Here is a 22,586-nt window from a genome sequence, read left to right as displayed (position 1 = left end):
AGTACGGATGTCCATACTCGTCGGCTACGATCGTGTTAACCGGGTGTCTTCGCAGGTGAGGGGTGTGCGCGGTGGTGTCTGGGCAGACGGCCGGATCGCGCCGGCAGCGTCCCAACGATCCCGGACGGCGCACGAAGATCGCGCGCGCCGCCATCGACGTGGTGGCGGAGCGGGGGATCGACGGGCTGACGCACCGGGCGGTCGCCGCGGCCGCGGGGGTGCCGCTGGGCTCGACCACGTACCACTTCCGGACGCTGGACGACCTGCTCGAGGTCGCGCTGAGCCAGGCGGCCGAGGACAACGTCCGCCGCCTGCGGGAGTGGGAGCGCGGCGTGCCGCCGGACGCGGACTTCGCGGCCGCGCTGGCGGAGCTGGTGATGCGGTACGTGCGTGACGAGGGCCCGCACACGGTGGTCGAGTACGACCTCTACGTGGCGGCCATGCACCGGCCCCGGCTGCGGCCGGTGAGCGCGGCGTGGGACGACGCGCTGGTCGAGCTGTTCGGCTCCCGGACGGACGCGCTGACCGGGCGCCTGCTCGCGGGGCTGTTCTGCGGTTTGCTGATGCAGTTGGCGATCGCGGACGGCACACCGTCCCCTTCGGACATCGAGGCGCTGTTCCGCCGCGCGATCGCCGGTCCTGCCTCCTGAGTCGTTACCGGCCCGCGACCGGTTCCGGAGCGGTGGCGCGCAGCTCGCGGCGCCAGCGGCCGAACACCTTCGGCTGGTTCATCGCGAACACCGCCACCGGGCGGTCGCCCCGCCGGAACACGGCGGTGAACCGGCGCGCCGCCGGGTCGCCGTCGACGACTTCCATCCGGTCGCCGTCGCGGCGGTGGCCCGCGAACTGCAGGCGCGCCCCGTACTGATCCGACCAGAAGTAGGGCGCGCGCGGGCCGGGCAGCTGCTCGTGTCCGAGCAGGGTCGCCGCGGCGGTGGCCGGTTGCTCCAGCGCGTTGGTCCAGTGTTCGAGCCGGATCTCGGCGTCGGCGAACGGGTTGTGCGACACCGCGCAGTCGCCGACCGCCACCACGGACGGGATGCCGGTCGCGCACCGCGCGTCCGTGCGCACGCCCCGCTCCGCGTCCAAACCGGACCCGGCCAGCCACTCGGTGTTCGGCACCGCGCCGACGCCCACCACCACGACGTCGGCAGGCAGTTCGCGGCCGTCGGTCAGGTGCACCGACCGCACCCGTTTCGCGCCGGTCAGCCCGGCCACGCCGACGCCGGTGATCAGCTCGACCCCGTGCTCGCCGTGCAACGCCGCGCACACGCCGCCCAGCTCGGCGCCGAGCGGCCCGGCGAGCGGCACGGCCTGCTGTTCGACCACCGTGACCGCCAGGCCGAGCCCGCGCGCGGTCGAGGCCACTTCGGCGCCGATGAACCCGGCTCCGATCACCACCAGCCGCGCGCCCGGGACGAGCTCCGCCCGTAGCGCGATCGCGTCGTCCAGGGTGCGCAGCGTGTGCACACCCGCCGGCGTCGAGCCCGGCAGGCGGCGGGCCCGTGCACCGGTCGCCAGGACGACGCCGTCGCAGGTGATCCGCTTGCCCGAGTCGAGCACGATCGTCCGCAGCGCCGGGTCCAGGGCCACGGCCCGTGCGCCCAGGCACCAGTCCGCGTCCAGGTCCTCGTCGTCGCTCTCCAGCGCCAGGTCGGCCGCGGACATCGTGCCGGCGAGGAACTCCTTCGACAGCGGCGGCCGGTCGTAGGGCCGGTGCGGCTCGTCGCCGACGACGACCACCCGCCCGTCGAAGCCGGCCTCCCGCAGCGCGCGTGCCGTGGACAGGCCGGCCAGCGACGCGCCGGCGATGGCGATCACGCGCATCAGACCCCCATCCGCTGCGGCGCGTTGACGTTGACGTAGATCTGCCCGTCGACCACGACGACCTCGTGCGTGCGCACCGGCTTCTTCGCCGGGGGCCCGCTCGGCATGCCGGTGCGCAGGTCGAAGCAGGCGGCGTGCAGGGGGCACTCCACCGCGCAGCCGTCCAGCCAGCCGTCGGCCAGCGAGGCGTCCTGGTGGGTGCAGGTGTCGTCGATCGCGTACAGCGTGCCGTCGACGTTGAACACCGCGATCGGCACCTCGGCTTCGATGCGGACGGCTTCGCCGACGGGGAGGTCCTGGAGAGCGCAGACGGAAATCATGAGGCGGCTCCGTTGTGTAATGCACAACTACACGTGCTATCCGCAACAGAGTGCGGCAGTGCGGGGGGAGCGGTCAAGGCCTGGAAGTGGGAAATTGTGTCATGTGAGTAGAGTTGCGGTATGCGGAACAACGAGCGCTCTACGAACGGGTCCGCGAGTCAGGTCCAGTCGGTGGACCGGGCGATCGCCATCCTGGACATCCTGGCCAGACGGGGCGAGGCCGGCGTCACCGAGATCGCCCAGGAACTGGACGTGCACAAGTCGACGGCGTTCCGCCTGGTCGGCGCGCTCGAGGCGTGGCAGCTGGTGGAACAGGTCAGCGAGCGCGGCAAGTACCGCCTCGGGTTCGGCATCGTGCGCCTTGCCGGGGCCACCACGGCCCGGCTCGACCTGTCGCGGGAGAGCCGCGCGGTGTGCGAGCGGCTCGCCGCGGAACTCGACGAGACCGTGAACGTCGCCGTGGTGGACCAGGATCAGGCGACCAACATCATGCAGGTCTACGGCTCGGCGGCGGTGACCGCGCGGAACTGGATTGGCCAGCGCACCCCGCTGCACGCCACGTCCAGTGGCAAGGTCCTGCTGGCCTGGGCAGGCGACGACGACCGGGAAGCCGCGCTGGCCGAGCTGCCCGCGTTCACACCGAACACCCGCACCGACCGGGGCAAGCTCGCCGAGGAGCTGGAGCAGGTCCGCGAGCGCGGCTGGGCGTGCACCGTGGAGGAGCTGGAGGTCGGGCTCAACGCGGTGGCCGCCCCGATCCGCGCCGCGAACGGGGACGTGATCGCGGCGCTGTCGGTCTCCGGGCCGGCGTACCGGATGGAGCCATCGTCCTATCCGGACATCGCGGAGAAGATCGTCGCCGGGGCCGAGGAGATCAGCTTCCGCGTCGGCTACCTCGGGCCCCGGTAGCGGACCACCTGGCCGCCCGCGCGCACATTCGCGGCCCGGCCGGTCCGCGGGGCCGGGGGATGACCACGTGCCAGCGGAGTGCTCGGGGCAGCGCAGTGCCTCGGCATCGCGGCCTTGGCGTTTGGGGATCCGCGGGAAGGGTGTCCATAGTGCACGGGCCGGCCGGTTGGCGGGGGCTCCGGCTGCGCGGCGCGCGCTCTGCAGCGGGCGACGGTCCGCGTGCAGCAACTGGCCCGAGGTCGTCGCGGGTCAGGGGAAGACCACGGTGCTGTTGCCGTTGAGCAGCACGCGGCGTTCGCAGTGCCAGCGGACCGCTCGGGACAGCGCCAGCGCCTCCGCGTCGCGGCCTACCGTTTGCAGTGCGCGTGGGTCGTAGGTGTGGTCGATGCGGATGACCTCCTGCTCGATGATCGGGCCCTCGTCCAGGTCGGGCGTCACGTAATGCGCCGTCGCGCCGACGAGCTTCACTCCCCGGTCGTAGGCCTGGTGGTAGGGCTTCGCGCCCTTGAACCCGGGCAGGAACGAGTGGTGGATGTTGATCGCCCGGCCGTGCAGCGCCTTGCACAGCTGGTCGGACAGCACCTGCATGTACCGGGCGAGCACCACCAGCTCCGCCTCGAACTCCTCCACCACCTCCAGCAGCCGCGCCTCCGCCTGGGGCTTGGTCTCCGGGGTCACCGGGATGTGGAGGAACGGCAACCCGGCCGCCTCCGCCATCGGGCGAAGATCGTCGTGATTGGACACCACCGCGACGATGTCCGCGCCCAGGCTGCCCGCGCGCCAGCGGAAGATGAGGTCGTTGAGGCAGTGGCCCTGCTTGGACACCATCACCAGGACGCGGGCGTTGCGGTCCGGGTGGAACGCATACGACATGGCGAAATCCGCGGCGACCGGCTCGAAGCCGCGGGACAGCTCGCCGAGGTCCACCTCGGCGTCCGTGGTGACCTTGGTGCGCAGGAAAAGCCGCTTGCGCACCGGGTCGTCGAACTGCTGGTACTCCTCGATGTCGCCGCCGTGCTCGACGAGGTAGGCGCTGACGGCGTGGACGATCCCGGTCCGGTTCGGGCAGTCCAGGGTGAGCGTGAACGAGCGCGTCATCGGTTGTCTCCTCAGCATTCCACGATGTTGAGAGCCAGCCCGCCGCGGGCGGTCTCCTTGTACTTGTCCTTCATGTCGGCGCCGGTCTCGCGCATCGTCTTGATGGCCTTGTCCAGCGACACGTGGTGGCGGCCGTCCCCGCGCACCGCCATCCGGGCGGCGGTGATCGCCTTGACCGAGGCGATCGCGTTGCGCTCGATGCACGGGATCTGCACGAGCCCGCCCACCGGATCGCAGGTCAGGCCGAGGTTGTGCTCGATGCCGATCTCGGCCGCGTTCTCCACCTGCTCCGGGGTCCCGCCGATGATCTCCGCGAGACCGGCCGCGGCCATCGAGCACGCGGACCCGACCTCGCCCTGGCACCCGACCTCGGCGCCGGAGATCGAGGCGTTCTCCTTGAACAGCGACCCGATCGCCCCGGCGGTGAGCAGGAACCGCACGGCCGCGTCGTCGTCGAAGGCGGGCAGGAACTTCTCCGCGTAGTGCAGCACCGCGGGCACGATCCCGGCCGCGCCGTTGGTGGGCGCGGTGACCACCCGGCCGCCCGCCGCGTTCTCCTCGTTCACCGCGAGGGCGAACAGGGTGACCCACTCCATCGCGTGCAACGCGTCCGGCTCACCCGAGTCGCGTTCCAGCCGCTCCCGCAGGTCGTTGGCGCGGCGGCGCACCTTCAGCCCGCCCGGCAGCACACCGCCGGTGTGTGTGCCGCGGTGCACGCACTCGCGCATCACCGACCAGATCCGCAGCAGCCCGGCGCGGATCTCCGCCTCGCCCCGCCAGGACAACTCGTTGGCCAGCATCAGATCGCTGATGCGCAGGCCCGTTTCGCGCGTGCGGGCCAGCAGCCCGTCAGCGGTGGTGAACGGGTAGCGCACGGGGGTGGGGTCGGGCACCAGCGCCCGGCGGCCGGTCTCGTCCTGGTCGAGCACGAACCCGCCGCCGACCGAGTAGTACTCGCGCCGGTCGAGGACCTCGCCGCCGTCGCCGAAGGCCGTGAACACCATCCCGTTGCTGTGGAAGTCCAGCCGCTTCCGGCGGTGCAGCACGATGTCCTCGTCGACGGAGAAGGCGATCCGGTGCTTGCCGAGCAGTGAGATCGCGCCGTCCGCCCGGGCCGCGGTCACCGCGGGCTCGGCGGCGACCGGGTCGACCAGGTGCGGCTGCTCCCCGGACAGCCCCAGCACGACCGCCTTGACGCTGCCGTGCCCGTGCCCGGTCGCGCCCAGCGAGCCGAACAGCTCGCAGCGCAGCCCCGCCGTGCGCGGCAGGAGACCGGTGTCCGCCAGGCGGGAGGCGAACAGGTACGCGGCTCGCATCGGGCCGACCGTGTGCGAACTGGACGGACCGATGCCGACCTTGAAGAGGTCGAAGACGGAGACCGTCATGGTCCCTCCTGATGTAGGGTTGATATACCAGAGTGACGGATCGTGGTTTTCAGTGGATAGGATGGCGTTCGTGACCGTTCGACAGCAGGAACTCGAGGGGCCGCCGGTCTCGCTGGCCGAGCGCGCCTACACGGCGATTCAGGACCAGCTGATCATGCTGGACATCCCGCCGATGGCGCCGATCGACGACAGCGCGTTGTCCGCGTCGCTCGGGCTCGGCCGCACCCCGGTGCGGGAGGCGCTCAAACGCCTGGAGGTCGACCGGCTCGTCGTGTCCTACCCGCGGCGCGGCACGTTCGCCACCGGCGTCGACATCACCGACCTGGCCTACATCTCCGAGATCCGGGTCCAGCTCGAACCGCTCGCCGCCCGGCGCGCCGCCGAGACCGCCGGACCAGGCGTGAAGTCCGAGCTCGCCGAGCTCGCCGACGAGGTCGCCGACCTGGACGTGCGGTCGCTCGAACGCACCGAGCTGATGCGCTGCGACCTGCGGGTGCACCGCGCGATCTACCGCGCGGCCGGCAACCCGCACCTGGAGGACACGCTGGTCCGCTACGACAACCTGGCGACCCGCATCTTCTGCCTGTTCCTCGACCGGATGCCGCACTTCGACCGGCACGTCGGCGAGCACACCGCCCTGCTGCGGGCGATCGCCGACGGCGACGCGGACACCGCGGCCGAGCTGGCCCTCGTGCACGTCACCGGCTTCGAGAAGGCGATCCGCGCGATCATCTGACCGGTTCACGGCAGCGCCTCCAGGACCGCGAGGCCGTCGCGCGTGGCGGCGACGTCGTGCACCCGCACGATCTTCGCGCCGCGCTGCGCGGCCAGGACCGCGGCGGTCACCGACGCGACCGTGCGCTGCCCGACCGGACGACTGGTGACCTGACCGAGCATCGTCTTGCGGGACAGCCCGACCATGACCGGCACGCCCAGCGACCGGAACGCGGGCAGCGCGCCGAGCAGGGCGAGGTTGTGCTCCAGCGTCTTGCCGAAGCCGAACCCCGGATCGACGATCACGTGCTCCGCCGGGATACCGGCCGCCAGGCAGGAATCGATGCGGGCCCGCAGGAAGTCCCGCACCTCGGCCACCACGTCGGTGTAGCGCGGATCGCGCTGCATCAGATGCGGTGGCCGCAGCATGTGCGTCAGGCACACCGGCACCCCGAGCTCGGCTGCGGCCTGCAGAGCGCCGGGATGCCGCAGCGCGCGCACGTCGTTGATCATCGCGGCCCCGGCGTCCACCGCGGCGCGCATCACTTCGGGACGGGACGTGTCGACCGAGATCGGCACGTCCACCACGCGGGCCAGCCGGGCGATCACCGGCACCACCCGGTCCAGCTCCTCGGCCGGCGCAGGCGGACGCGCGCCGGGCCGGGTGGACTCGCCGCCCACGTCGAGCAGGTCGGCTCCCTCGGCCGCCAGCCGTTCGCCGTGCTCGACCGCGGCTGCGTGGGAGTGGAAGAGGCCGCCGTCGGAGAACGAATCCGGCGTGACGTTGACGATGCCGCACACCAGGGTGCGTGGCTCGGGCAGCAGCTTCGGCACCGGTGTGCGGACGGCGAGGGGGTTCCCGGTACTGGTCATGACTGTCCTAACGGGACGCGGCGGCGATGGTGTGCCGCAGCAGCAGCGCGGTGGTCACCGGGCCGACCCCGCCCGGCACCGGCGTCAGCGCCGCGACGCGGCCGGTGAGCGACCGCGCGTCGGCATCGCCGGCGAGACCGCCGTCCGTGGTGGGGTTGGTGCCCACGTCGACGACCACCGCGTGCGGGGCGACGTGCTCGGCGGTGATCAGCCCGGCCCTGCCGACGGCCACCACGAGGACGTCGGCCTCCCGCGTGCAGGCGGCGAGGTCCGCGGTGTGGCGGTGGCAGATCGTCACGGTCGCGTTCCGGGCCAGCAGCAGCTGCGCCGCGGGCTTGCCGACCACGGTGGAGCGCCCCACCACCACCGCGCGTCGCCCGGCCAGGGGCACCGCGTAGTGGTCGAGCAGCGCCAGCACCGCCGCGGCCGTCGCCGGCGGGTGCGCGGGCAGGCCGGCGGTGAGACGGCCGAGCGACAGCGGATTGGCGCCGTCGATGTCCTTGGCCGGGTCTATGGCGGTGGCCAGCTCCTCCAGCCGGGCGCCGCCGGGCAGCGGGGTCTGCAGGATGATCCCGTGCACCGCCGGATCGGCGCTCAGCCGCGCCAGCTCGGCGGTGATCCCGGCCGGGGTGGCGGCCGCGCCGAGGTCCACCACATCGCACCGCACCCCGCTGCGGGCTGCGGTCTTCGCGATCGAGCGCACGTACCAGGCGCTGGACTCGTCGTCGGTGGCGACCACGACGGCCAGGCGGGGGTGCACGCCCCGCTCGGACAGAGCCGCGGCCTCGGCCGAGACCTTGGCCCGGATCTGCCGGCCCAGCTCGGTTCCACTGAGGATGGCCGTCATCGCGTGATCTGCTTCCGTACGGCGGTGGTCACGTCGTCGGCGCGGGCGATCGCCTGGTCCACCGTGGCGATCGCCGCGGTCAGCTCGTCGCGGGCCGGGCCCTCGCCGATGCCGGACAGGTTGATCTCGACGTTCACCCTGGCCGTGGACAGCGCCGCCCGCGCTGCGTCGGCCGCCGCGGCGACGTCGCTGATCACGTTGCGGTTGCCGATCGGCTGGAGCCGTTCGGTGAGGTTGACGATCTGCTTGGCGACCGCGATGACGCGGGCCGGCACCCGCCCGGCCTCCACCAGGGCCGCACCGATCGCCCGCGACCGGGCCACCTTCTCGCGCTCGGTGGATTTCGGCAGCGCGTAGGCGCGGGTGACGGCCTGGAACGCGGCCGCGTCCTTTTCGGCCAGCGCCAGGGCGAGGGCGCGCAGATCGTCGGCGTTGGCCCGGATCTGCGCGATCGCGTCGGCGTCCTGCCGGTACTTCTCGCCGTCGCTGTACCGGGCCACCATCGCGACCAGCGCCGCGCCCTGGGCGGCGTGCAGCGCGGCGGTGGCGCCGCCGCCCGGGGCGGGCACCCGGGCGGCGAGCGCGTCGAGGAACGCTTCGAGGGTGAGTGTGCGCATCGGTGTCCGTCCTCAGCGCCGGATGCGCAGCATCTCGGGGTCGACCAGCGGCTCGGCGGCCACGGTGGCGCGCACCCGGCGGCCGAAGTAGCCGATCTCGACCGCCGTGCCGGGCGTCGCGCCGGCGGGCAGCCACGCGTAGGCGATCGGCACACCCAGGGTGTGCGCGAACGCGGCCGAGGTGACGTACCCGGCGGGGTCGCCGTCGAGGAACACCGGCTCGGAGCCGAGCACCACGCTGCGGCCGTCGTCGATCGTCAGGCACGACAGCCGGCGCGTCACGGTCTCGTCGGTGACCCCGGCGATCGCGTCGCGCCCGACGAAGTCGCCCTTCTGCTTGCGCACCGCGAACCCGAGCCCGGCCTCGTACGGGTTGTGCTCGGTGGTCATGTCCGCGCCCCACGACCGGTAGCCCTTCTCCAGCCGCAGGCTGTTGAACGCGGCGCGGCCCGCGGCCACCACCCCGAGCGGGCGGCCCGCCTCGAACAACACGTCCCACAACCGCTGCCCGTACTCGGCGCTGGTGTAGATCTCCCAGCCGAGTTCGCCCACATAGGACAGTCGCATCGCGGTGACCGGGATCCCCGCGATGTGCGCGGGCATGCAGCGGAAGTACTTCAGCGCCTCGTGCGAGAAGTCGTCGCGGCTGAGCGGCTGCACCAGATCGCGGGCCAGCGGCCCCCACACACCGATGCAGCAGGTGCCGCCGGTGATGTCGCGGACCTGCACGTCACCGCCGGCTTCGGACCGGAAGTAGGCCAGGTCGAGGTTGCCGTTCGCGCCGACCTGGAAGCGGTCCTCGCCCAGCCGGGCCACCGTCAGGTCGCTGCGGATCCCGCCGGCTTCGTCCAGCGCGAGCGTGTAGGTCACCGAGCCGACCGACTTGTCCATCTTGCCGGTGGTGAGCCGGTCCAGGAACGCCAGCGTGCCCGGCCCGGACACCTCCAGGCGCTTGAGCGGCGTCATGTCGTAGAGGGCGACCGCGGTGCGGGTCCTCCACGCCTCGGCCGCGGCGATCGGGGAGTGGAACATCGCCGACCACGCGTCCCGCGACGGCGGCTGCCACTCCGGCGGCAGGTCCTTGACCAGGTGCGCGTTGGCCTCGTACCAGTGCGGCCGCTCCCAGCCGTGCGCCTCCAGGAAGAACGCGCCCAGCTCCTTCTGCCGCGCGTGGAACGGGCTCACCCGCAGGTCCCGCGGCGACAGCTTCGGCTGCAGCGGGTGCACCACGTCGTAGATTTCCACGAAGTTGCGCTGCGCGGTCTCGTCGACGTAGGCCTCGGTGGTCTCGATCTCGTCGAACCGGTGCACGTCGCAGCCGTGCAGGGCGATCTCGCTGCGGCCGTCGACCAGCAGCTGCGCGACCGAGCGCGCCACGCCGGAGGAGTGCGTCACCCAGACCGCCTCGGCGATCCAGAACCCGGCGACGTCGGGCGACTCGCCGATCAGCGGGCCGCCGTCCGGGGTGAACGAGAAGATCCCGTTGAACCCGGTCTCGATCTTCGCCGACCGCAGCGACGGCAGCAGCTGCCTGCTGTGCTCCCACGAGGGCGCGAAGTCCTCCTCGGTGAACGGCAGCATCGACGGCATCGCCGCCTCGGTCAGGTCGTCGTCGGAGACCTCGGGCAGGTCGGACAGGCGCACCGGCATCGGGCGGTGCGCGTAGGAGCCGATGCCGAGGCAGTCCACGTGCTCGCGGTAGTACAGGTCGCGGTCCTGGTGCCGCAGGATCGGCAGCCCGGCCTCGGTCAGCTCGTCGTTGCGCCCCACCAGGTCCGCGACCTGGCCGGTGCGCACGTACTGGTGCGCCAGCGGCAGCAGCGGCACCCGCATGCCGACCATTTCGCCGATCGCCTGGCCCCAGAACCCGGCGCAGGAGACCACGATGTCAGCGGGGAAGTCGCCCGCCGTGGTGCGCACGCCGGTGACCCGTCCGCCGGTGTGGGAGATGCCGGTGACCCGGACGCTGCCGTGGAACTCGGCGCCCCGGGATTCGGCGCGCCGCCGCAGGGCCACCACGGCGCGGGCGGCCTTCGCGAGCCCGTCGGTCGGGGTGTGGAACCCGCCGAGGATCTGCTCGGGGTCGAGCAGCGGGTGCAGCCGCACGCACTCCTCGGGGCCGACGACCTCCCCGGGCACCCCCCAGGAGGTGGCCCAGCCCTGCTTGCGGTGCAGGTCGGCCAGGCGCTCCGGGGTGGTGGCGACCTCCAGGCCGCCGACCTGGTTGAAGCACCAGGCGCCGTCGACGTCGAGGCTCGACAGCTTGTTGACGGTGTAGGTGGCGAACTCGGTCATCGTCTTGGACGGGTTCGTCTGGTACACCAGGCCCGGCGCGTGCGAGGTCGAGCCGCCGGTGAGCGGGAGCGGACCCTGGTCCAGGACCGTGATCCGGGTCCATCCGCGCGCGGTCAGCTCGTCGGCCAGGTTCGCGCCGACGATGCCGGCGCCGATGATGACAACCCGGGGTGTGGTGCTCATCGTGGTCTCCTGTCTGTGGTCTATGAGGTGGCCCCGGCGGGCTGGAACTCCAGCGCCGCGTCGAGGAGCCAGTCGGCGAGGTATCCGGCGAACGAGGGCCGCACGAACACGCGGAAGTCCTCGCCGGCGCCGAGCGCGAGCAGCAGCACCGGGGCCTGTCCGAGCGTCGTCTGCGCGGCGCTTCCGGCGGGGAACGCCAGCGGGTGCAGGTCGAGCGAGCAGCCAGTGGCGAGGACGTCCCGTGCGTGCCGTCCGCTGACGCGGATTCCGGTGCGCTGCGCGGAAACGTCGGTCGCCGCCCCGCCACGCGGCCGCACCGCCGCGCCCAGCCGCGCTTCCAGCTCGTGCCCTTGTGCGGCGGTGCTGGTGACAAGCCACTCGTCGGGGCCGAGCCAGACGATCTGCCCGTCCGCGGTGCGGACCCAGGTGTTGGCCTCGGTGGGCAGGGGGGTGCCGAGCACGTCGGCCGGTGGTGTCACGCGCAGGTCCACCGCGGCCACCGGCGGCTCGGCCTCCAGGTTCAGGCCGGTCGCGTTGCGCGAGGCGGCGGCCAGCGACGGGATCCACTGCTGCAGCGGGTGCGTGGGGTAGAGGCGGGGGTCAGCCATCGCGGCGGGCTCCTTCCGGGTCGACCAGCACGATCCCGCCGATCTCGGCGGGCACCAGGGCGCCGTCGACCGGGACGTGCACGGTGTCGCCGATGCGCGACTGCCCGCCCTTGACGAGGGCCAGCGCGAACGGGCGGCCCAGCTCGGCGCTGTGGTAGCTGGAGGTGACGTGGCCGAGCATCGGCACCGGCGGCGGGGGCAGGGTGCCGTCCGGGCGGAACTCCACGACCTGTGAGCCCTCCGGCAGCTTGGTCCGGGCATCGGCGGGCAGGAGCGACACCAGCTGCTTGCGCTCCGGGTTGGTGTTCTCCGGGCGGGAGAACGAGCGCTTGCCGACGAAGTCCCGCTTCTTCTTCGACACCGCCCAGCCCAGGCCGAGGTCGTGCGGGCTGACGGTGCCGTCGGTGTCCTGCCCGACGATCGGGTAGCCCTTCTCCGCACGCAGGACGTGCATGGTTTCCGTGCCGTACGGGGTGATGTTCCAGCGCGCGCCGGCCGACAGCAGGCGCAGCCACATCGCCCTGGCGTACCAGGAGTTCACGTTGACCTCGAAGGCCAGCTCGCCGGAGAACGAGATGCGGGCGATGCGCACCGGGACGCCGTCGGCTTCGGTGTCCTGCCAGGACATGAACGGGAACGCCTCGTTGGACACGTCCAGATGCGGGAAGGCCGCGGCGATCACGTCGCGGGAGCGCGGCCCGACCACCGGGAACACCGACCACTGCTCGGTCACCGAAGTCAGGTGCACGCGCAGGTCCGGCCACTCGGTCTGCAGCCACTCCTCCATCCAGTCCAGCACGCGCGCCGCGCCGCCGGTGGTGGTGACGACCAGGAACCGGTCTTCGGCCAGGCGCAGCACGGTGCCGTCGTCGAACACCATGCCGTCGTTGCCGCACATGACGCCGTAGCGCACGCGCCCGACCTTGAGCGTGCTCATCATGTTGGTGTAGAGCCGGTCCAGCAGTTCGGCGGCGTCCGGGCCCTGCACGTCGATCTTGCCCAGGGTGGAGCCGTCCAGGATGCCGACCCCGCCGCGGACCGCGGCGCACTCGCGCAGCACGGCGGCGTCCATGTTCTCGTGCGGCGCCGGGTAGTAGCGGGCGCGCTTCCACTGCCCGACGTCCTCGAACACCGCGCCGGCCGCGACGTGCCAGCTGTGCAGCGAGGTGATCCGCTCGGGGTCGAACAGCTTCCCGCGCTCGCGCCCGGCCAGGGCGGCGAACGCCACCGGGGTGTAGGGCGGGCGGAACGTCGTGGTGCCGGTGTCCTCGACCGGTTTCCCGAGCAGCTCGGCGACGATGCCGGAGGCGATCACCCCGGACGTCTTGCCCTGGTCGTGCGCGGTGCCGATCGTGGTGTAGCGCTTGATGTGCTCGACCGACCGCAGCCCGGCGCCCACCGCCCTCTCGATGTCGGCTACCGTCGCGTCGCGCTGGATGTCCACGAACTGGCGGGCCGGGTCGCCCTCGGTGCGCCACAGCACCAGCGGCGGCGTGATCTGCGGCTCCGCGGGCGTAGCGGGGGCGTCGTCCCCGGCGCCGTCGCGCAGGCAGCCGGCGAGGTCGAACGTTCCGTTCGCGGCGCCGATCACCGACACCCCGGGAACCGGCTCGGCCGGGCGGAACGCGCCCAGGGCCGGGTCGTACCGCAACGCGCCGCGGACGTGACTGAACAGGTGCGCGGCGGGGTTCCAGCCACCGGAGGTCAGCAGCAGGTCGCACGGCAGCGGCTCGGCCTTGCCCGCGGTGACCGTGTCCACGCCGGTGATCCGGTCCTCGCCGGTGGTGCCGGCGACGGCGCTGCCCGGGCGCACGGCGATCGACCGTTCCCGGCACAGCGCGGCCCAGTGCTCCGGCGCGTTCGGGCGGGCGTCGAGGACGGTGACTCGCGCTCCGGCGTGCTCCAGGTCGAGCGCGGCGGCGTAGGCGGAGTCGTTGGTGGTGAACACGACGACCTCGCGCCCGGCGAGCACGCCGTAGCGGTGCAGGTAGTCCCGTGCCGCGGAAGCGAGCATGATGCCCGGCCGGTCGTTGTCGGCGAACACCACCGGCCGCTCGTGCGCGCCGGTCGCGACCACGACGTGCCGGGCGCGGATCCGGTGCACCCGCTGGCGCGAGACGTTGCGCGGCGCCGCGGTGCCCAGGTGGTCGGTGCGCCGTTCCAGCGCCAGCACGAACCCGTCGTCGTACTGCCCGAACGCCGTGGTGCGTTGCAGGTGCAGCACCTCCGGGGCGGCGGCCAGCTCGGCCACCACCTCGGCGACGAACTCCCGCGACGGCCGTCCGTCGATCACCTCGGCGCCGGTCAGTGAACCGCCCGCGTCGGCGCGGTCGTCGACGAGCACGACCCGTTCCCCGCGCCGCGCCGCGGACCGCGCGGCCAGCAACCCGGCCGGGCCCGCCCCGACGACGAGCGTGTCGCAATGCGTGTGCTTGCGGTCGTAGCGGGCGGTGTCGGCCACCTCCGCGAGCCGTCCCTGCCCGGCCACCCCGCGCGCCACGAGCCCGTCGGTCAGCTCCACGGTCGCGGCGAGCAGCATCGGCTCCGGGAACGGCTCCTCGATTTGCACCAGCCCGGTCGGGTCCTCCACCCACGCCGCGCCGATCCCGCGCGGGCGGCCGAACTTCACGCTCGTGCCCACCCCGTGCACGCCGTGCGCGAGCAGTGCCGACGCCAGTGTGTCGCCCGGGTGGCCGGTGTAGGCGACCCCGTCGAAGGTGAACCCGACGGTGCGGGTGCGGTCGATCCGGCCGTAGCCCTTGATGCGGCTCATGACGCCACCTCCGGTGCGGATTGCCCCATCGGGTACACGGCCAGAAACTCGTAGGTCCGGGTGTCGCGGACCGCGTTGAACCAGCGCCGGCAGCCTGCGGCGTGGCTCCAGCGTTCGGCGAACGGGCCCTTGGGGTTGTCGCGGAAGAAGACGAAGTGCGCCCACTCCTCGTCGGACAACGCGGCAGGGTCGTCCGGGTAGGCGAGGTGGGCCTGGCCGCCGTAGTGGAACTCCACTTCCTCGCGCGGCCCGCACCACGGGCAGGTGATGAGTTGCATGCGTGGCTCCTAGTGGGCGACGGCGGCGGCGCCGTGCTCGTCGACGAGCGCGCCGGTGACGAAGCGGTCCAGGCCGAACGGCTCGACGAACGGGTGCGGCTCGCCGTTGGCGACGGTGTCGGCCAGGCACCAGCCCAGACCCGGGGTGGCCTTGAAACCGCCGGTGCCCCAGCCGCAGTTGAGGTAGACGTTGTCGTAGGGCGTGCGGCCGACGATCGGCGAGGCGTCCGGCGTGACGTCGACGATCCCAGCCCAGGTGCGCAGCAGGTGCGCCCGGGCGAACACGGGGAACAGCTCCACCGCGGCAGCCATCTGCCGCTCGATGATGTGGAAGGCGCCGCGCTGGCCGTACCCGTTGTAGGAGTCCACGCCCGCGCCCATCACCAGTTCGCCCTTGTGCGCCTGGGACACGTAGACGTGCACGGCGTTGGACATCACGATCGTCGGGTGCACCGGTTCCAGCAGCTCGGACACCAGGGCCTGCAACGGGTGCGACTGCAGCGGCGCCCGCACGCCCAGCTGGTCCAGCAGCACCGAGGTGTGCCCGGCCGCGCACAGGGCGACGGTGCCGCAGCCGATGTCGCCGCGGCTGGTCCGCACCCTGGTCACCCGGTCACCGTCCACAGTGAACCCGGTGACCTCGCAGTCCTGGATCAGGTCGATCCCGGCCTCGTCGGCCCGGCGGGCGAAACCCCAGGCGACGTAGTCGTGCTTGGCGATGCCCGCGCGCGGCTGGTAGGTCGCGCCCAGTACCGGGTACCGGAGGTCGCCGGAGACGTTGACGATCGGGCAGATCTTGGCGACCTCGTCGGGGGAGAGCCATTCGGCGTCGATGCCGTTGAGCTTGTTGGCCTCCACCCGGCGCACGCTGTCGCGGACGTCCTGCTCGGTGTGCGCCAGGTTCAGCACGCCGCGCTGGGAGAACAGGATCGGGTAACCCAGGTCGTCCTCAAGACCCTCCCACAGCTTCAGGGCGTGCTCGTAGATCGCCGCGGAGGCGTCCCACAGGTAGTTCGAGCGGATCAGCGTGGTGTTGCGGGCCATGTTCCCGCCGGCCAGCCAGCCACGCTCCAGCACGGCGACGTCGGTGATGCCGTGGTTGCGCGCCAGGTAGTGCGCGGTGGCCAGGCCGTGCCCGCCGCCGCCGACGATCACGACGTCGTAGCTGCGCTTCGGTTCTGGGTTACGCCACAGGAAGTCCGGGTGGTCGGGCAGGTGCGCGCCAGGGGGCTGGGGGGTGGTCATGCAGTCAGCTCCGGGTAGAGGGGGTGGCGGGCGGTGAGGTCGGCGACGCGGGCGGAGAGCTTGTCCAGGTCGGCGGCGGAGGCGTCCGGGCGCAGCGCCAGCGCGGCGATGTCGGCGACCTCGGCGAAGTCGTCGGGGCCGAACCCGCGGGCGGCCAGCGCGGGCGTGCCGAACCGCAGGCCCGAGCTGATCATCGGCGGACGCGGGTCGAACGGGACGGCGTTGCGGTTGACGGTGATGCCGACCTCGTGCAGCCGGTCCTCGGCCTGCTTGCCGTCCAATTCGGACTCCCGGAGGTCGGCCAGCACCAGGTGCACGTCGGTGCCGCCGGTCAGCACCCCGATCCCGGTCTCGCGCAGGAACCGGTCGGCGAGGATCTTCGCGCCCTGCAGCGTGCGTTCCTGGCGCTCCCGGAACTCCGGCTCGGCGGCCAGCTTGAACGCCACCGCCTTGCCCGCGATGACGTGCTCCAGCGGCCCGCCCTGCTGGCCGGGGAACACGCTGTTGTTCAGCTTCTTCGCCAGCGACCGCTCGGCCAGGATCACGCCGCCGCGCGGCCCGCCGAGCGTCTTGTGCGTGGTCGAGGTGACGACATGCGCGTGCGGCACGGGGGAGGGGTGCAGGCCCGCCGCGACCAGTCCGGCGAAGTGCGCCATGTCGACCATCAGGTACGCGCCCACCTCGTCGGCGATCCGGCGGAACGCGGCGAAGTCCAGGTGCCGCGGATAGGCCGACCAGCCGGCGACGATCAGCTTCGGCCTGCGCTCCCGGGCCAGCCGCTCGACCTCCTCCATGTCGACGCGGTGGTCCTCGGCGCGCACGTGGTAGGCGGCCACGTTGTAGAGGCGGCCGGAGAAGTTGAGCTTCATCCCGTGCGTCAGGTGCCCGCCGTGCGCGAGGTCCAGGCCCAGGATCGTGTCGCCGGGCTCCAGCAGCGCGGCCATGGCGGCGGCGTTGGCCTGGGCGCCGGAGTGCGGCTGCACGTTGGCGTACTCGGCGCCGAAGAGCGCCTTGAGCCGGTCGATGGCGAGCGTCTCGATCTCGTCGACGTGTTCGCAGCCCCCGTAGTAGCGGCGGCCGGCGTAGCCCTCGGCGTACTTGTTGGTCAGCACCGACCCCTGCGCCTGCATCACCGCCAGCGGCGCGAAGTTCTCGCTCGCGATCATCTCCAGGGTGTCCCGCTGGCGGCCGAGCTCACGCCCTATCGCCGCGTGCACCTCCGGATCGGTCTGGAGCAGGGAACGCCCGAGCACGCGCTGGGGGCTGAGTGCGCCAGCGCGGCCGATGGCCACCGACATGCTGCCTCCCGGTCTCTTACCTCTGTTCGCCGACTGATATATCAACTGGCCGTCACGCTACGGCTCGGCGTCCGGCGGGGTCAAGAGCCGATTCCGGCGAACCTTTGTTACCCGTGAGTCCCTTGTGTCGCAGGGATTCCACCCCTCGTGTTGCCGGCAGGAAAACTCCGCGCCCCCCCGGTTCAGGTCTTGACAGAGCCGGTGCGCAGGCCGCACTGTGGTCCGCGTCGCAGTTGCACATCACGCAGGTGTTGCGGAAGAGGCAACAACCAGTCCCCGGTCACTCACACCACCACGGAGCGTTCGTTGACCGAGAACACCACCACGGCACCGTCCACCGACCAGTCCGGGCTTCCGTCGAGCCTGATCCCCACGCTAGGCGGGATCACCTACACCGACGAGACGATCTTCGCGCTGGAGCAGGAGAAGATATTCGAGCAGATGTGGTTCTGCGCGGTCCGCGGCGCGGACCTGCCACAACCCGGCGACTTCCGCACCGTGCGGATCGGCCGCGAGAGCGTGTTGGTGACCCGCTCGCGGGACGGCGCACTGCGGGCCTTCCTCAACATCTGCCGCCACCGCGGCGCACGCCTGTGCGTGGAAGAGAGCGGCACGGTCAAGCGGAACTTCCAGTGCCCCTACCACGCGTGGACCTACGGCCTGGACGGCAAGCTCGTCGCGGCGCCGAACCTGACCTCGATGCCGGATATCGACCGCACCGAATACGGCCTCAAGCCGGTGCACCTGCGGGAGTGGCTCGGCTACGCGTGGCTGTGCCTGGCCGAGGAGCCGCCCTCGTTCGAGGAGACAGTGCAGGCGGACGTGGCGGGCCGGCTCGGGCAGCTGGACGCGATCGGCAACTACGGCATCGACGAGCTGGCCCTGGGCAGGCGGATCACCTACGACGTCAAGGCCAACTGGAAGCTCATCATCGAGAACTTCATGGAGTGCTACCACTGCGCGACGATCCACCCCGAGCTGACCGAGGTGCTGCCGGAGTTCGCCGACGGTTACGCCGCGCAGTACTACGTGGGCCACGGCGCGGAGTTCGGCGAGGACGTCAGCGGGTTCACGGTGGACGGCAGCGCCGGGTTCGACCGGCTCGGCGGGGTGGACGAGCACCAGGACCGCCGCTACTACGCGATCACCGTGCGACCGCAGGTGTTCGTCAACCTCGTGCCCGACCACGTGATCATCCACCGGATGTTCCCGATGGCGGTCGACCGCACGATCGTCGAATGCGATTGGCTGTACGCCCGCGAAGTGGTGGAGTCCGGCCGCGACGTGTCACATTCGGTCGAGCTGTTCCACCGCGTGAACCAGCAGGACTTCGACGCCTGCGAACGCTGCCAGCCCGCGATGTCCTCCCGTGCCTACGCCCGCGGCGGGGTCCTGGTGCCCTCCGAACACCACATCGGCGAATTCCACCAGTGGGTCGAGCGGACACTGGCCGGCGGGCGGTGACGCGGTGACCATCTCGCAGAGCGCAGGGGGGCAACCGGACAACCAACTCGAGAAAGAGGCGGTGAGCGTCGTGCCCAGTACGGAAGCATCGACCCGGAAACCCACGGAACCCAGAGCGCGCGGCGGGATGGATCGCGTGGTGTTCGTCGTCGCGGCGGTGGTCGCGGCGGCGTTCCTGGCCTGGGGCGTGTTCGCCACCGACAGCCTCTCCAGCGTGTCCGCGGCGGTGCTGGACTGGCTGATCCGGAACACCGGCTGGGCGTTCCTGCTCGCCGCGACCGGGTTCGTCCTGTTCGCGATCTGGCTGGCGTTCAGCCGGTACGGCAAGATCCCGCTCGGCCACGACGGCGAGCGGCCGGAGTTCCGCACGGTGTCGTGGATCGCGATGATGTTCAGCGCCGGCATGGGCATCGGGCTCATGTTCTACGGGGTCGCCGAACCGTTGTCGCACTTCGTCGAGCCGCCACCGGGCACGGTCGCGGGCACCACCGACGCGGCGGTGGAGACCGCGATGGCGACCTCGCTGTTCCACTGGGCCATCCACCCGTGGTCGATGTACGCGGTGGTCGGGCTCGCCATCGCCTACGGCACCTTCCGTCGCGGCCGCAAACAGCTGATCAGCTCGGCGTTCGCGCCGCTGTTCGGCGAGCGGGTGAGCGAGGGGCCGCTGGGCAGGCTCATCGACATCCTGGCGATCTTCGCGACGCTGTTCGGGTCCGCCGCGTCGCTCGGGCTGGGCGCGCTGCAGATCGGCAGCGGGCTCGTGCAGCGGGGCTGGCTGTCGGACAACCCGGGCACCGGCCTGCTCATCGGCGTGATCGCGGTGCTGACGGTGGCGTTCGTCGCCTCCGCGGTGTCCGGGGTGGCGAAGGGCATCCAGTGGCTGTCCAACATCAACATGGTGCTTGCCGCCGTGCTCGCGGTGTTCGTCTTCGTGGTCGGGCCGACGATCTTCATCCTCAACCTGGTGCCCTCGACGATCGGCGACTACTTCCGCGAGATGGGCGAGATGATCTCGCGGTCGGGCGCTTCCGGCGGCGACAACATGGAGAGCTGGCTGTCCTCGTGGACGATCTTCTACTGGGCGTGGTGGATCTCGTGGACGCCGTTCGTGGGCATGTTCATCGCGCGGATCAGCCGCGGCCGCACGATCAAGCAGTTCGTGGTCGGCGTGATCCTCGTTCCGTCCGTGGTGAGCCTGGTGTGGTTCAGCATCATGGGGGGTACGGCGATCACGCTCCAGCGGAGTGGGACGGATCTGGCGAGCGCGGGCAGCGCGCAGTCGCAGATGTTCGGCCTGCTCGACCAGTTCCCGCTGGCGGCCGTGGTGAGCGTGCTGGTGATGGTGCTGGTGGCGATCTTCTTCGTTTCCGGCGCGGACGCCGCGTCGCTGGTGATGGGGTCGATGTCGCAACGCGGCGCGATCGAGCCGAAGCGCTGGCTGGTGGTGTTCTGGGGCGTGGCGACCGGTGGGGTGGCCGCGGTGATGCTGCTGGTCGGCGGTGGTGGCGACGAGGCGCTCACCGGGCTGCAGAACCTGACGATCATCGCCGCGGCGCCGTTCGCGCTGGTCATGGTGGTGCTGTGCGTGGCGCTGGCGAAGGACCTCCGCAGCGACCCGATGATCCGGCGGGAGCAGAAGAGCGCGGAGATCGTGGAGCAGGCGGTGCTGACCGGAAACCGCCACTACGACGGCGACTTCTGCCTGCAGGTGGCGCCCACCGGCGAAGGCGCGCCGAGCGGGAACGGCCGCGTGCCGGCGGAGAAGGCGGAGTGAGAACCGGGCGCCCGCTGGGGCGGGCGCCCGGTTCAGTCGTTCGCCGGCTCCAGGGAGAGGTTCCAGAACCGCGCGTACCGGCCGCCGTCCAGGAAGACGACGCGGTCGGCGCTTCGGACGGTGGGGTGCGCCACCGTCGTCACCGTGCCGCCCGCCCTCAGCCGTTCGATTCCCGGGGTTGTGGCGCACGGGTGGTCGCCAGGGGACTGGCGCAGGACGGCGGCCCCGGGCCGGTACACCGGAACCCGGGGCCGCCGCGGGGCGATCAGGGGATGTAGACCCCGTTGAACCACTGCCGCTCGCGTCGGCGGAGTAGACGTCGACGTTGAAGTTGTAGTTCCCGTGCCCGCCTTCCCACAGGTAGCCCGGCAGGCCGGAGGCCGCGTTGGCGTCGCAGATGATGTCGTCCGTGCAGAGCGTCAGGGTGGGGATGTCGCCGAAGAAGTCGTCCGCTCCGGCGAGTGGCGCGCCGACCACCGGGGCGACCAGCGTGCGCCGCGGCGCCGGCGTTGCCCGGGCCGGCCGCCCGCTTCGGGTCGGCGATCAGCACGGCGTTCACGTTGTCGATCGTCGGCCAGTTCTCGGTCACCCACGTGTGCACCACAGCGGCGCCGAGCGAGAACCCGACGGCCTTCACGTGCTGTCCAGGGCAGGCGTTGCGCTGGTCGCGGATCAGCCGGTTCAGCTCGTCGACGCCCTGCCGCGCGTTGATGGCGACCGGGATCGCCGGGTAGCCGACGCGCTGGCTGATGTCGCCCTGCCAGTACGGGTCGTCGGAGTCGTTGTCGCCGGTCCCGCCGACGTCGATGGTGGAGGTCCGCAGGTACGCCGCCGCCGCGACCGCCAGTCCGGTCAGCAGTGCCGCGATCTTCTTCATCGAACCCTCCCGGTTCGTGTGGACGAAATCCCGGCGAACGGTAGGGGCGGGCGATGAAAGATCGGTGAAACCGCAGTTCACCGCGGCGCGGGGCCTCCTGCCCGCCGCGGTCCTGCTGCCCGCGGTGGAGGTGCGGCGTACCGGATCGTGAACTGGTTTGATGGTCACGGACATCGTCTCGATCTGGGGGATCCGTTGCCGAAGGTCAGTGTGATCACGGCTGTCCACGACGGGGGACACCACTTCCTGCGGGAGGCCTACACCTCGCTGCGCGACCAGGAACTGCCGCCCGGCTGGGAGTGGGAGTGGTGCCTGCAGGAGGACGGCGACAGCGGCGTGGTGGACTGCCTGCCGCCCGATGAGCGCGTCTTGCCCGGTTCGGGGCTGCCCGGCCGGGCCGCGGTCGCGCGCACGATGGCGCTGGCGCGGGCGACCGGCTCGGTGGTGCGCACGCTGGACGCGGACGACGTGCTGCTGCCCGGCGCACTGGCCAGGGACATCGAGGCGCTGGGCCGGGTGGCGTGGTGCACCTCGGCGTGCGTCGATCTGCTGCCGGACGGCTCGACGCGGCCCGGCCCCTACGACCCGCCGGCAGGCCCGGTCCCGCCGGGCCGGTTCTACGCCGAGCAGCTCGACGACCGCCTGTCCGTGCATGCCAACACGTCGCGGCGTACACGGACCTGGTGCGCGCCCTGGGCGGCTGGCCGGCCCTGACCGGCGCGGAGACCGTCGGGCTGCTGCTGGCCGCCGAGGCGGTGGTGGCGGGGGAGTTCATCGCCGAGCCGGGCGTGCTCTACCGCAAGCACGATGCCCAGACCACGGCCGACGACCGCTACTGGGACAAGGCCGAAGCCGCGGCGCGCCTGGAAAGCGTCCTGGCCCGCGCCGACGCGCTACGCCGCTCCGGCTGGCACTGGCAGTCCCGTTAGGACGGTCCGGAACCGCTCAGCCACTTGCCGACCCGGCCCAGGCCCGCCACGTCTTGCCCGCCTCGAACATGGTGCGCACGGCGCCGTGCAGGCTCCCCATGAACCGCCCACCGGCGAGTGACGAACCCGGTGGCCGCCGCGCACGCGGCGGACGTCCGGCGCGTCGGCGGCCGCTGGGCCCCGGGTCTTCCCTGGGCCGCATCACGCTCGCCGCGACCGGCGACGGCCGCCGGGGCGTCACCGACGAGACGGCAGGCCTGTGCGCCGCG

21 protein-coding genes are annotated in these 22,586 nt (G+C 72.0%); 7 read left to right on the top strand and 14 right to left on the bottom strand.

The window, feature by feature from the left end:
- Positions 1-62: 62 nt before the first annotated feature.
- Positions 63-650, top strand: a complete 588-nt coding sequence (locus tag AMETH_RS22525; RefSeq protein ID WP_017983417.1) for a TetR/AcrR family transcriptional regulator — start codon at positions 63-65, stop codon at positions 648-650.
- A gap of 4 nt (positions 651-654) precedes the next feature.
- Here AMETH_RS22525 and AMETH_RS22520 read toward each other — a convergent pair whose 3' ends face one another.
- Together AMETH_RS22520 and AMETH_RS22515 are read right to left on the bottom strand one after the other, a co-directional pair.
- Positions 655-1,827 carry an NAD(P)/FAD-dependent oxidoreductase gene (locus AMETH_RS22520; RefSeq protein WP_017983416.1) on the bottom strand — a complete coding sequence of 391 codons (1,173 nt, stop codon included), beginning with the start codon at positions 1,825-1,827 and terminating at the stop codon, positions 655-657.
- On the bottom strand, positions 1,827-2,147 hold the full coding sequence (locus AMETH_RS22515; protein WP_017983415.1) for a bifunctional 3-phenylpropionate/cinnamic acid dioxygenase ferredoxin subunit: 321 nt from the start codon (positions 2,145-2,147) through the stop codon (positions 1,827-1,829). The genes AMETH_RS22520 and AMETH_RS22515 overlap by 1 nt, the downstream gene beginning before the upstream one ends.
- Positions 2,148-2,267: 120 nt before the next feature.
- Between AMETH_RS22515 and AMETH_RS22510 the strand changes: the two genes are divergently transcribed.
- On the top strand, positions 2,268-3,056 hold the full coding sequence (locus AMETH_RS22510; RefSeq protein ID WP_017983414.1) for an IclR family transcriptional regulator: 789 nt from the start codon (positions 2,268-2,270) through the stop codon (positions 3,054-3,056).
- Positions 3,057-3,305: 249 nt separating this feature from the next.
- On the opposite strand, the gene purU is transcribed toward AMETH_RS22510, so the two are convergent.
- Positions 3,306-4,154: a formyltetrahydrofolate deformylase gene (gene purU, locus AMETH_RS22505; RefSeq protein WP_017983413.1), complete on the bottom strand. Its 849-nt coding sequence runs from the start codon at positions 4,152-4,154 to the stop codon at positions 3,306-3,308.
- 11 nt (positions 4,155-4,165) lie between these two features.
- Positions 4,166-5,539: an L-serine ammonia-lyase gene (locus AMETH_RS22500; protein WP_017983412.1), complete on the bottom strand. Its 1,374-nt coding sequence runs from the start codon at positions 5,537-5,539 to the stop codon at positions 4,166-4,168.
- A 61-nt stretch (positions 5,540-5,600) separates the two neighbouring features.
- On the opposite strand from AMETH_RS22500, the gene AMETH_RS22495 reads away from it, so the two are divergent.
- Entirely contained in the window at positions 5,601-6,275 is a 675-nt protein-coding gene (locus tag AMETH_RS22495) for a GntR family transcriptional regulator (protein WP_017983411.1), read from the top strand.
- A 5-nt stretch (positions 6,276-6,280) separates the two neighbouring features.
- Here AMETH_RS22495 and folP read toward each other — a convergent pair whose 3' ends face one another.
- Genes folP through glyA form a run of 9 tightly spaced genes read right to left on the bottom strand, consistent with a single transcriptional unit; the run spans position 6,281 to position 17,270 of the window.
- Positions 6,281-7,126 (bottom strand): dihydropteroate synthase, encoded by an 846-nt coding sequence (gene folP / locus AMETH_RS22490; RefSeq protein WP_017983410.1) that lies wholly within the window; start codon positions 7,124-7,126, stop codon positions 6,281-6,283.
- A gap of 7 nt (positions 7,127-7,133) precedes the next feature.
- Complete coding sequence (locus AMETH_RS22485) at positions 7,134-7,973, bottom strand: bifunctional 5,10-methylenetetrahydrofolate dehydrogenase/5,10-methenyltetrahydrofolate cyclohydrolase (RefSeq protein WP_017983409.1); 840 nt, start codon at positions 7,971-7,973, stop codon at positions 7,134-7,136.
- A complete protein-coding gene (locus tag AMETH_RS22480) occupies positions 7,970-8,590 on the bottom strand; it encodes a cyclodeaminase/cyclohydrolase family protein (protein ID WP_017983408.1) in 621 nt (206 codons plus the stop codon). Before AMETH_RS22480 ends, AMETH_RS22485 begins: the two co-directional genes overlap by 4 nt.
- 12 nt (positions 8,591-8,602) lie before the next feature.
- Entirely contained in the window at positions 8,603-11,068 is a 2,466-nt protein-coding gene (locus tag AMETH_RS22475; RefSeq protein ID WP_017983407.1) for a GcvT family protein, read from the bottom strand.
- Between the two features lie 20 nt (positions 11,069-11,088).
- Complete coding sequence (locus AMETH_RS22470) at positions 11,089-11,676, bottom strand: sarcosine oxidase subunit gamma (RefSeq protein ID WP_017983406.1); 588 nt, start codon at positions 11,674-11,676, stop codon at positions 11,089-11,091.
- Positions 11,669-14,449: a 2Fe-2S iron-sulfur cluster-binding protein gene (locus AMETH_RS22465; RefSeq protein WP_017983405.1), complete on the bottom strand. Its 2,781-nt coding sequence runs from the start codon at positions 14,447-14,449 to the stop codon at positions 11,669-11,671. Before AMETH_RS22465 ends, AMETH_RS22470 begins: the two co-directional genes overlap by 8 nt.
- Positions 14,446-14,727, bottom strand: a complete 282-nt coding sequence (locus AMETH_RS22460) for a sarcosine oxidase subunit delta (RefSeq protein ID WP_017983404.1) — start codon at positions 14,725-14,727, stop codon at positions 14,446-14,448. The genes AMETH_RS22465 and AMETH_RS22460 overlap by 4 nt, the downstream gene beginning before the upstream one ends.
- Positions 14,728-14,736: 9 nt before the next feature.
- On the bottom strand, positions 14,737-15,972 hold the full coding sequence (locus AMETH_RS22455; protein WP_017983403.1) for a sarcosine oxidase subunit beta family protein: 1,236 nt from the start codon (positions 15,970-15,972) through the stop codon (positions 14,737-14,739).
- A complete protein-coding gene (glyA, locus tag AMETH_RS22450; protein ID WP_017983402.1) occupies positions 15,969-17,270 on the bottom strand; it encodes a serine hydroxymethyltransferase in 1,302 nt (433 codons plus the stop codon). The genes AMETH_RS22455 and glyA overlap by 4 nt, the downstream gene beginning before the upstream one ends.
- 306 nt (positions 17,271-17,576) lie before the next feature.
- On the opposite strand from glyA, the gene AMETH_RS22445 reads away from it, so the two are divergent.
- The gene (locus AMETH_RS22445) at positions 17,577-18,734 is read left to right on the top strand and encodes an aromatic ring-hydroxylating oxygenase subunit alpha (protein WP_017983401.1); all 1,158 of its coding nucleotides are present in this window, start codon (positions 17,577-17,579) and stop codon (positions 18,732-18,734) included.
- Positions 18,735-18,861: 127 nt separating this feature from the next.
- Positions 18,862-20,511, top strand: coding sequence for a BCCT family transporter (locus tag AMETH_RS22440; RefSeq protein WP_017983400.1), 1,650 nt, complete (start codon positions 18,862-18,864; stop codon positions 20,509-20,511).
- Positions 20,512-20,776: 265 nt separating this feature from the next.
- Here AMETH_RS22440 and AMETH_RS22435 read toward each other — a convergent pair whose 3' ends face one another.
- Positions 20,777-21,388, bottom strand: coding sequence for a cutinase family protein (locus AMETH_RS22435; protein ID WP_209436801.1), 612 nt, complete (start codon positions 21,386-21,388; stop codon positions 20,777-20,779).
- Positions 21,389-21,598: 210 nt separating this feature from the next.
- Between AMETH_RS22435 and AMETH_RS22430 the strand changes: the two genes are divergently transcribed.
- On the top strand, positions 21,599-22,102 hold the full coding sequence (locus AMETH_RS22430) for a glycosyltransferase family protein (protein ID WP_209436800.1): 504 nt from the start codon (positions 21,599-21,601) through the stop codon (positions 22,100-22,102).
- A complete protein-coding gene (locus AMETH_RS39310) occupies positions 22,072-22,317 on the top strand; it encodes a hypothetical protein (RefSeq protein ID WP_209436799.1) in 246 nt (81 codons plus the stop codon). The genes AMETH_RS22430 and AMETH_RS39310 overlap by 31 nt, the downstream gene beginning before the upstream one ends.
- Positions 22,318-22,586 lie beyond the last annotated feature (269 nt).

This window comes from Amycolatopsis methanolica 239, from assembly GCF_000739085.1.
GTDB classification, from domain to species: domain Bacteria; phylum Actinomycetota; class Actinomycetes; order Mycobacteriales; family Pseudonocardiaceae; genus Amycolatopsis_E; species Amycolatopsis_E methanolica.
This window is presented reverse-complemented; position numbering and strand designations above follow the sequence as displayed.

What these genes read in the sequence shown, in the direction of transcription:
- AMETH_RS22475 (WP_017983407.1), bottom strand. Translation starts at nt 11,068, where the DNA reads ATGAGCACCACACCCCGGGTTGTCATCATCGGCGCCGGCATCGTCGGC.
- AMETH_RS22460 (WP_017983404.1), bottom strand. Translation starts at nt 14,727, where the DNA reads ATGCAACTCATCACCTGCCCGTGGTGCGGGCCGCGCGAGGAAGTGGAG.
- AMETH_RS22470 (WP_017983406.1), bottom strand. Translation starts at nt 11,676, where the DNA reads ATGGCTGACCCCCGCCTCTACCCCACGCACCCGCTGCAGCAGTGGATC.
- AMETH_RS22520 (WP_017983416.1), bottom strand. Translation starts at nt 1,827, where the DNA reads ATGCGCGTGATCGCCATCGCCGGCGCGTCGCTGGCCGGCCTGTCCACG.
- AMETH_RS22495 (WP_017983411.1), top strand. Translation starts at nt 5,601, where the DNA reads ATGGCGTTCGTGACCGTTCGACAGCAGGAACTCGAGGGGCCGCCGGTC.
- AMETH_RS22510 (WP_017983414.1), top strand. Translation starts at nt 2,268, where the DNA reads ATGCGGAACAACGAGCGCTCTACGAACGGGTCCGCGAGTCAGGTCCAG.
- purU (WP_017983413.1), bottom strand. Translation starts at nt 4,154, where the DNA reads ATGACGCGCTCGTTCACGCTCACCCTGGACTGCCCGAACCGGACCGGG.
- AMETH_RS22435 (WP_209436801.1), bottom strand. Translation starts at nt 21,388, where the DNA reads ATGAAGAAGATCGCGGCACTGCTGACCGGACTGGCGGTCGCGGCGGCG.
- AMETH_RS22480 (WP_017983408.1), bottom strand. Translation starts at nt 8,590, where the DNA reads ATGCGCACACTCACCCTCGAAGCGTTCCTCGACGCGCTCGCCGCCCGG.
- AMETH_RS22500 (WP_017983412.1), bottom strand. Translation starts at nt 5,539, where the DNA reads ATGACGGTCTCCGTCTTCGACCTCTTCAAGGTCGGCATCGGTCCGTCC.
- AMETH_RS22455 (WP_017983403.1), bottom strand. Translation starts at nt 15,972, where the DNA reads ATGACCACCCCCCAGCCCCCTGGCGCGCACCTGCCCGACCACCCGGAC.
- glyA (WP_017983402.1), bottom strand. Translation starts at nt 17,270, where the DNA reads ATGTCGGTGGCCATCGGCCGCGCTGGCGCACTCAGCCCCCAGCGCGTG.
- folP (WP_017983410.1), bottom strand. Translation starts at nt 7,126, where the DNA reads ATGACCAGTACCGGGAACCCCCTCGCCGTCCGCACACCGGTGCCGAAG.
- AMETH_RS22465 (WP_017983405.1), bottom strand. Translation starts at nt 14,449, where the DNA reads ATGAGCCGCATCAAGGGCTACGGCCGGATCGACCGCACCCGCACCGTC.
- AMETH_RS22485 (WP_017983409.1), bottom strand. Translation starts at nt 7,973, where the DNA reads ATGACGGCCATCCTCAGTGGAACCGAGCTGGGCCGGCAGATCCGGGCC.
- AMETH_RS22515 (WP_017983415.1), bottom strand. Translation starts at nt 2,147, where the DNA reads ATGATTTCCGTCTGCGCTCTCCAGGACCTCCCCGTCGGCGAAGCCGTC.
- AMETH_RS22440 (WP_017983400.1), top strand. Translation starts at nt 18,862, where the DNA reads ATGGATCGCGTGGTGTTCGTCGTCGCGGCGGTGGTCGCGGCGGCGTTC.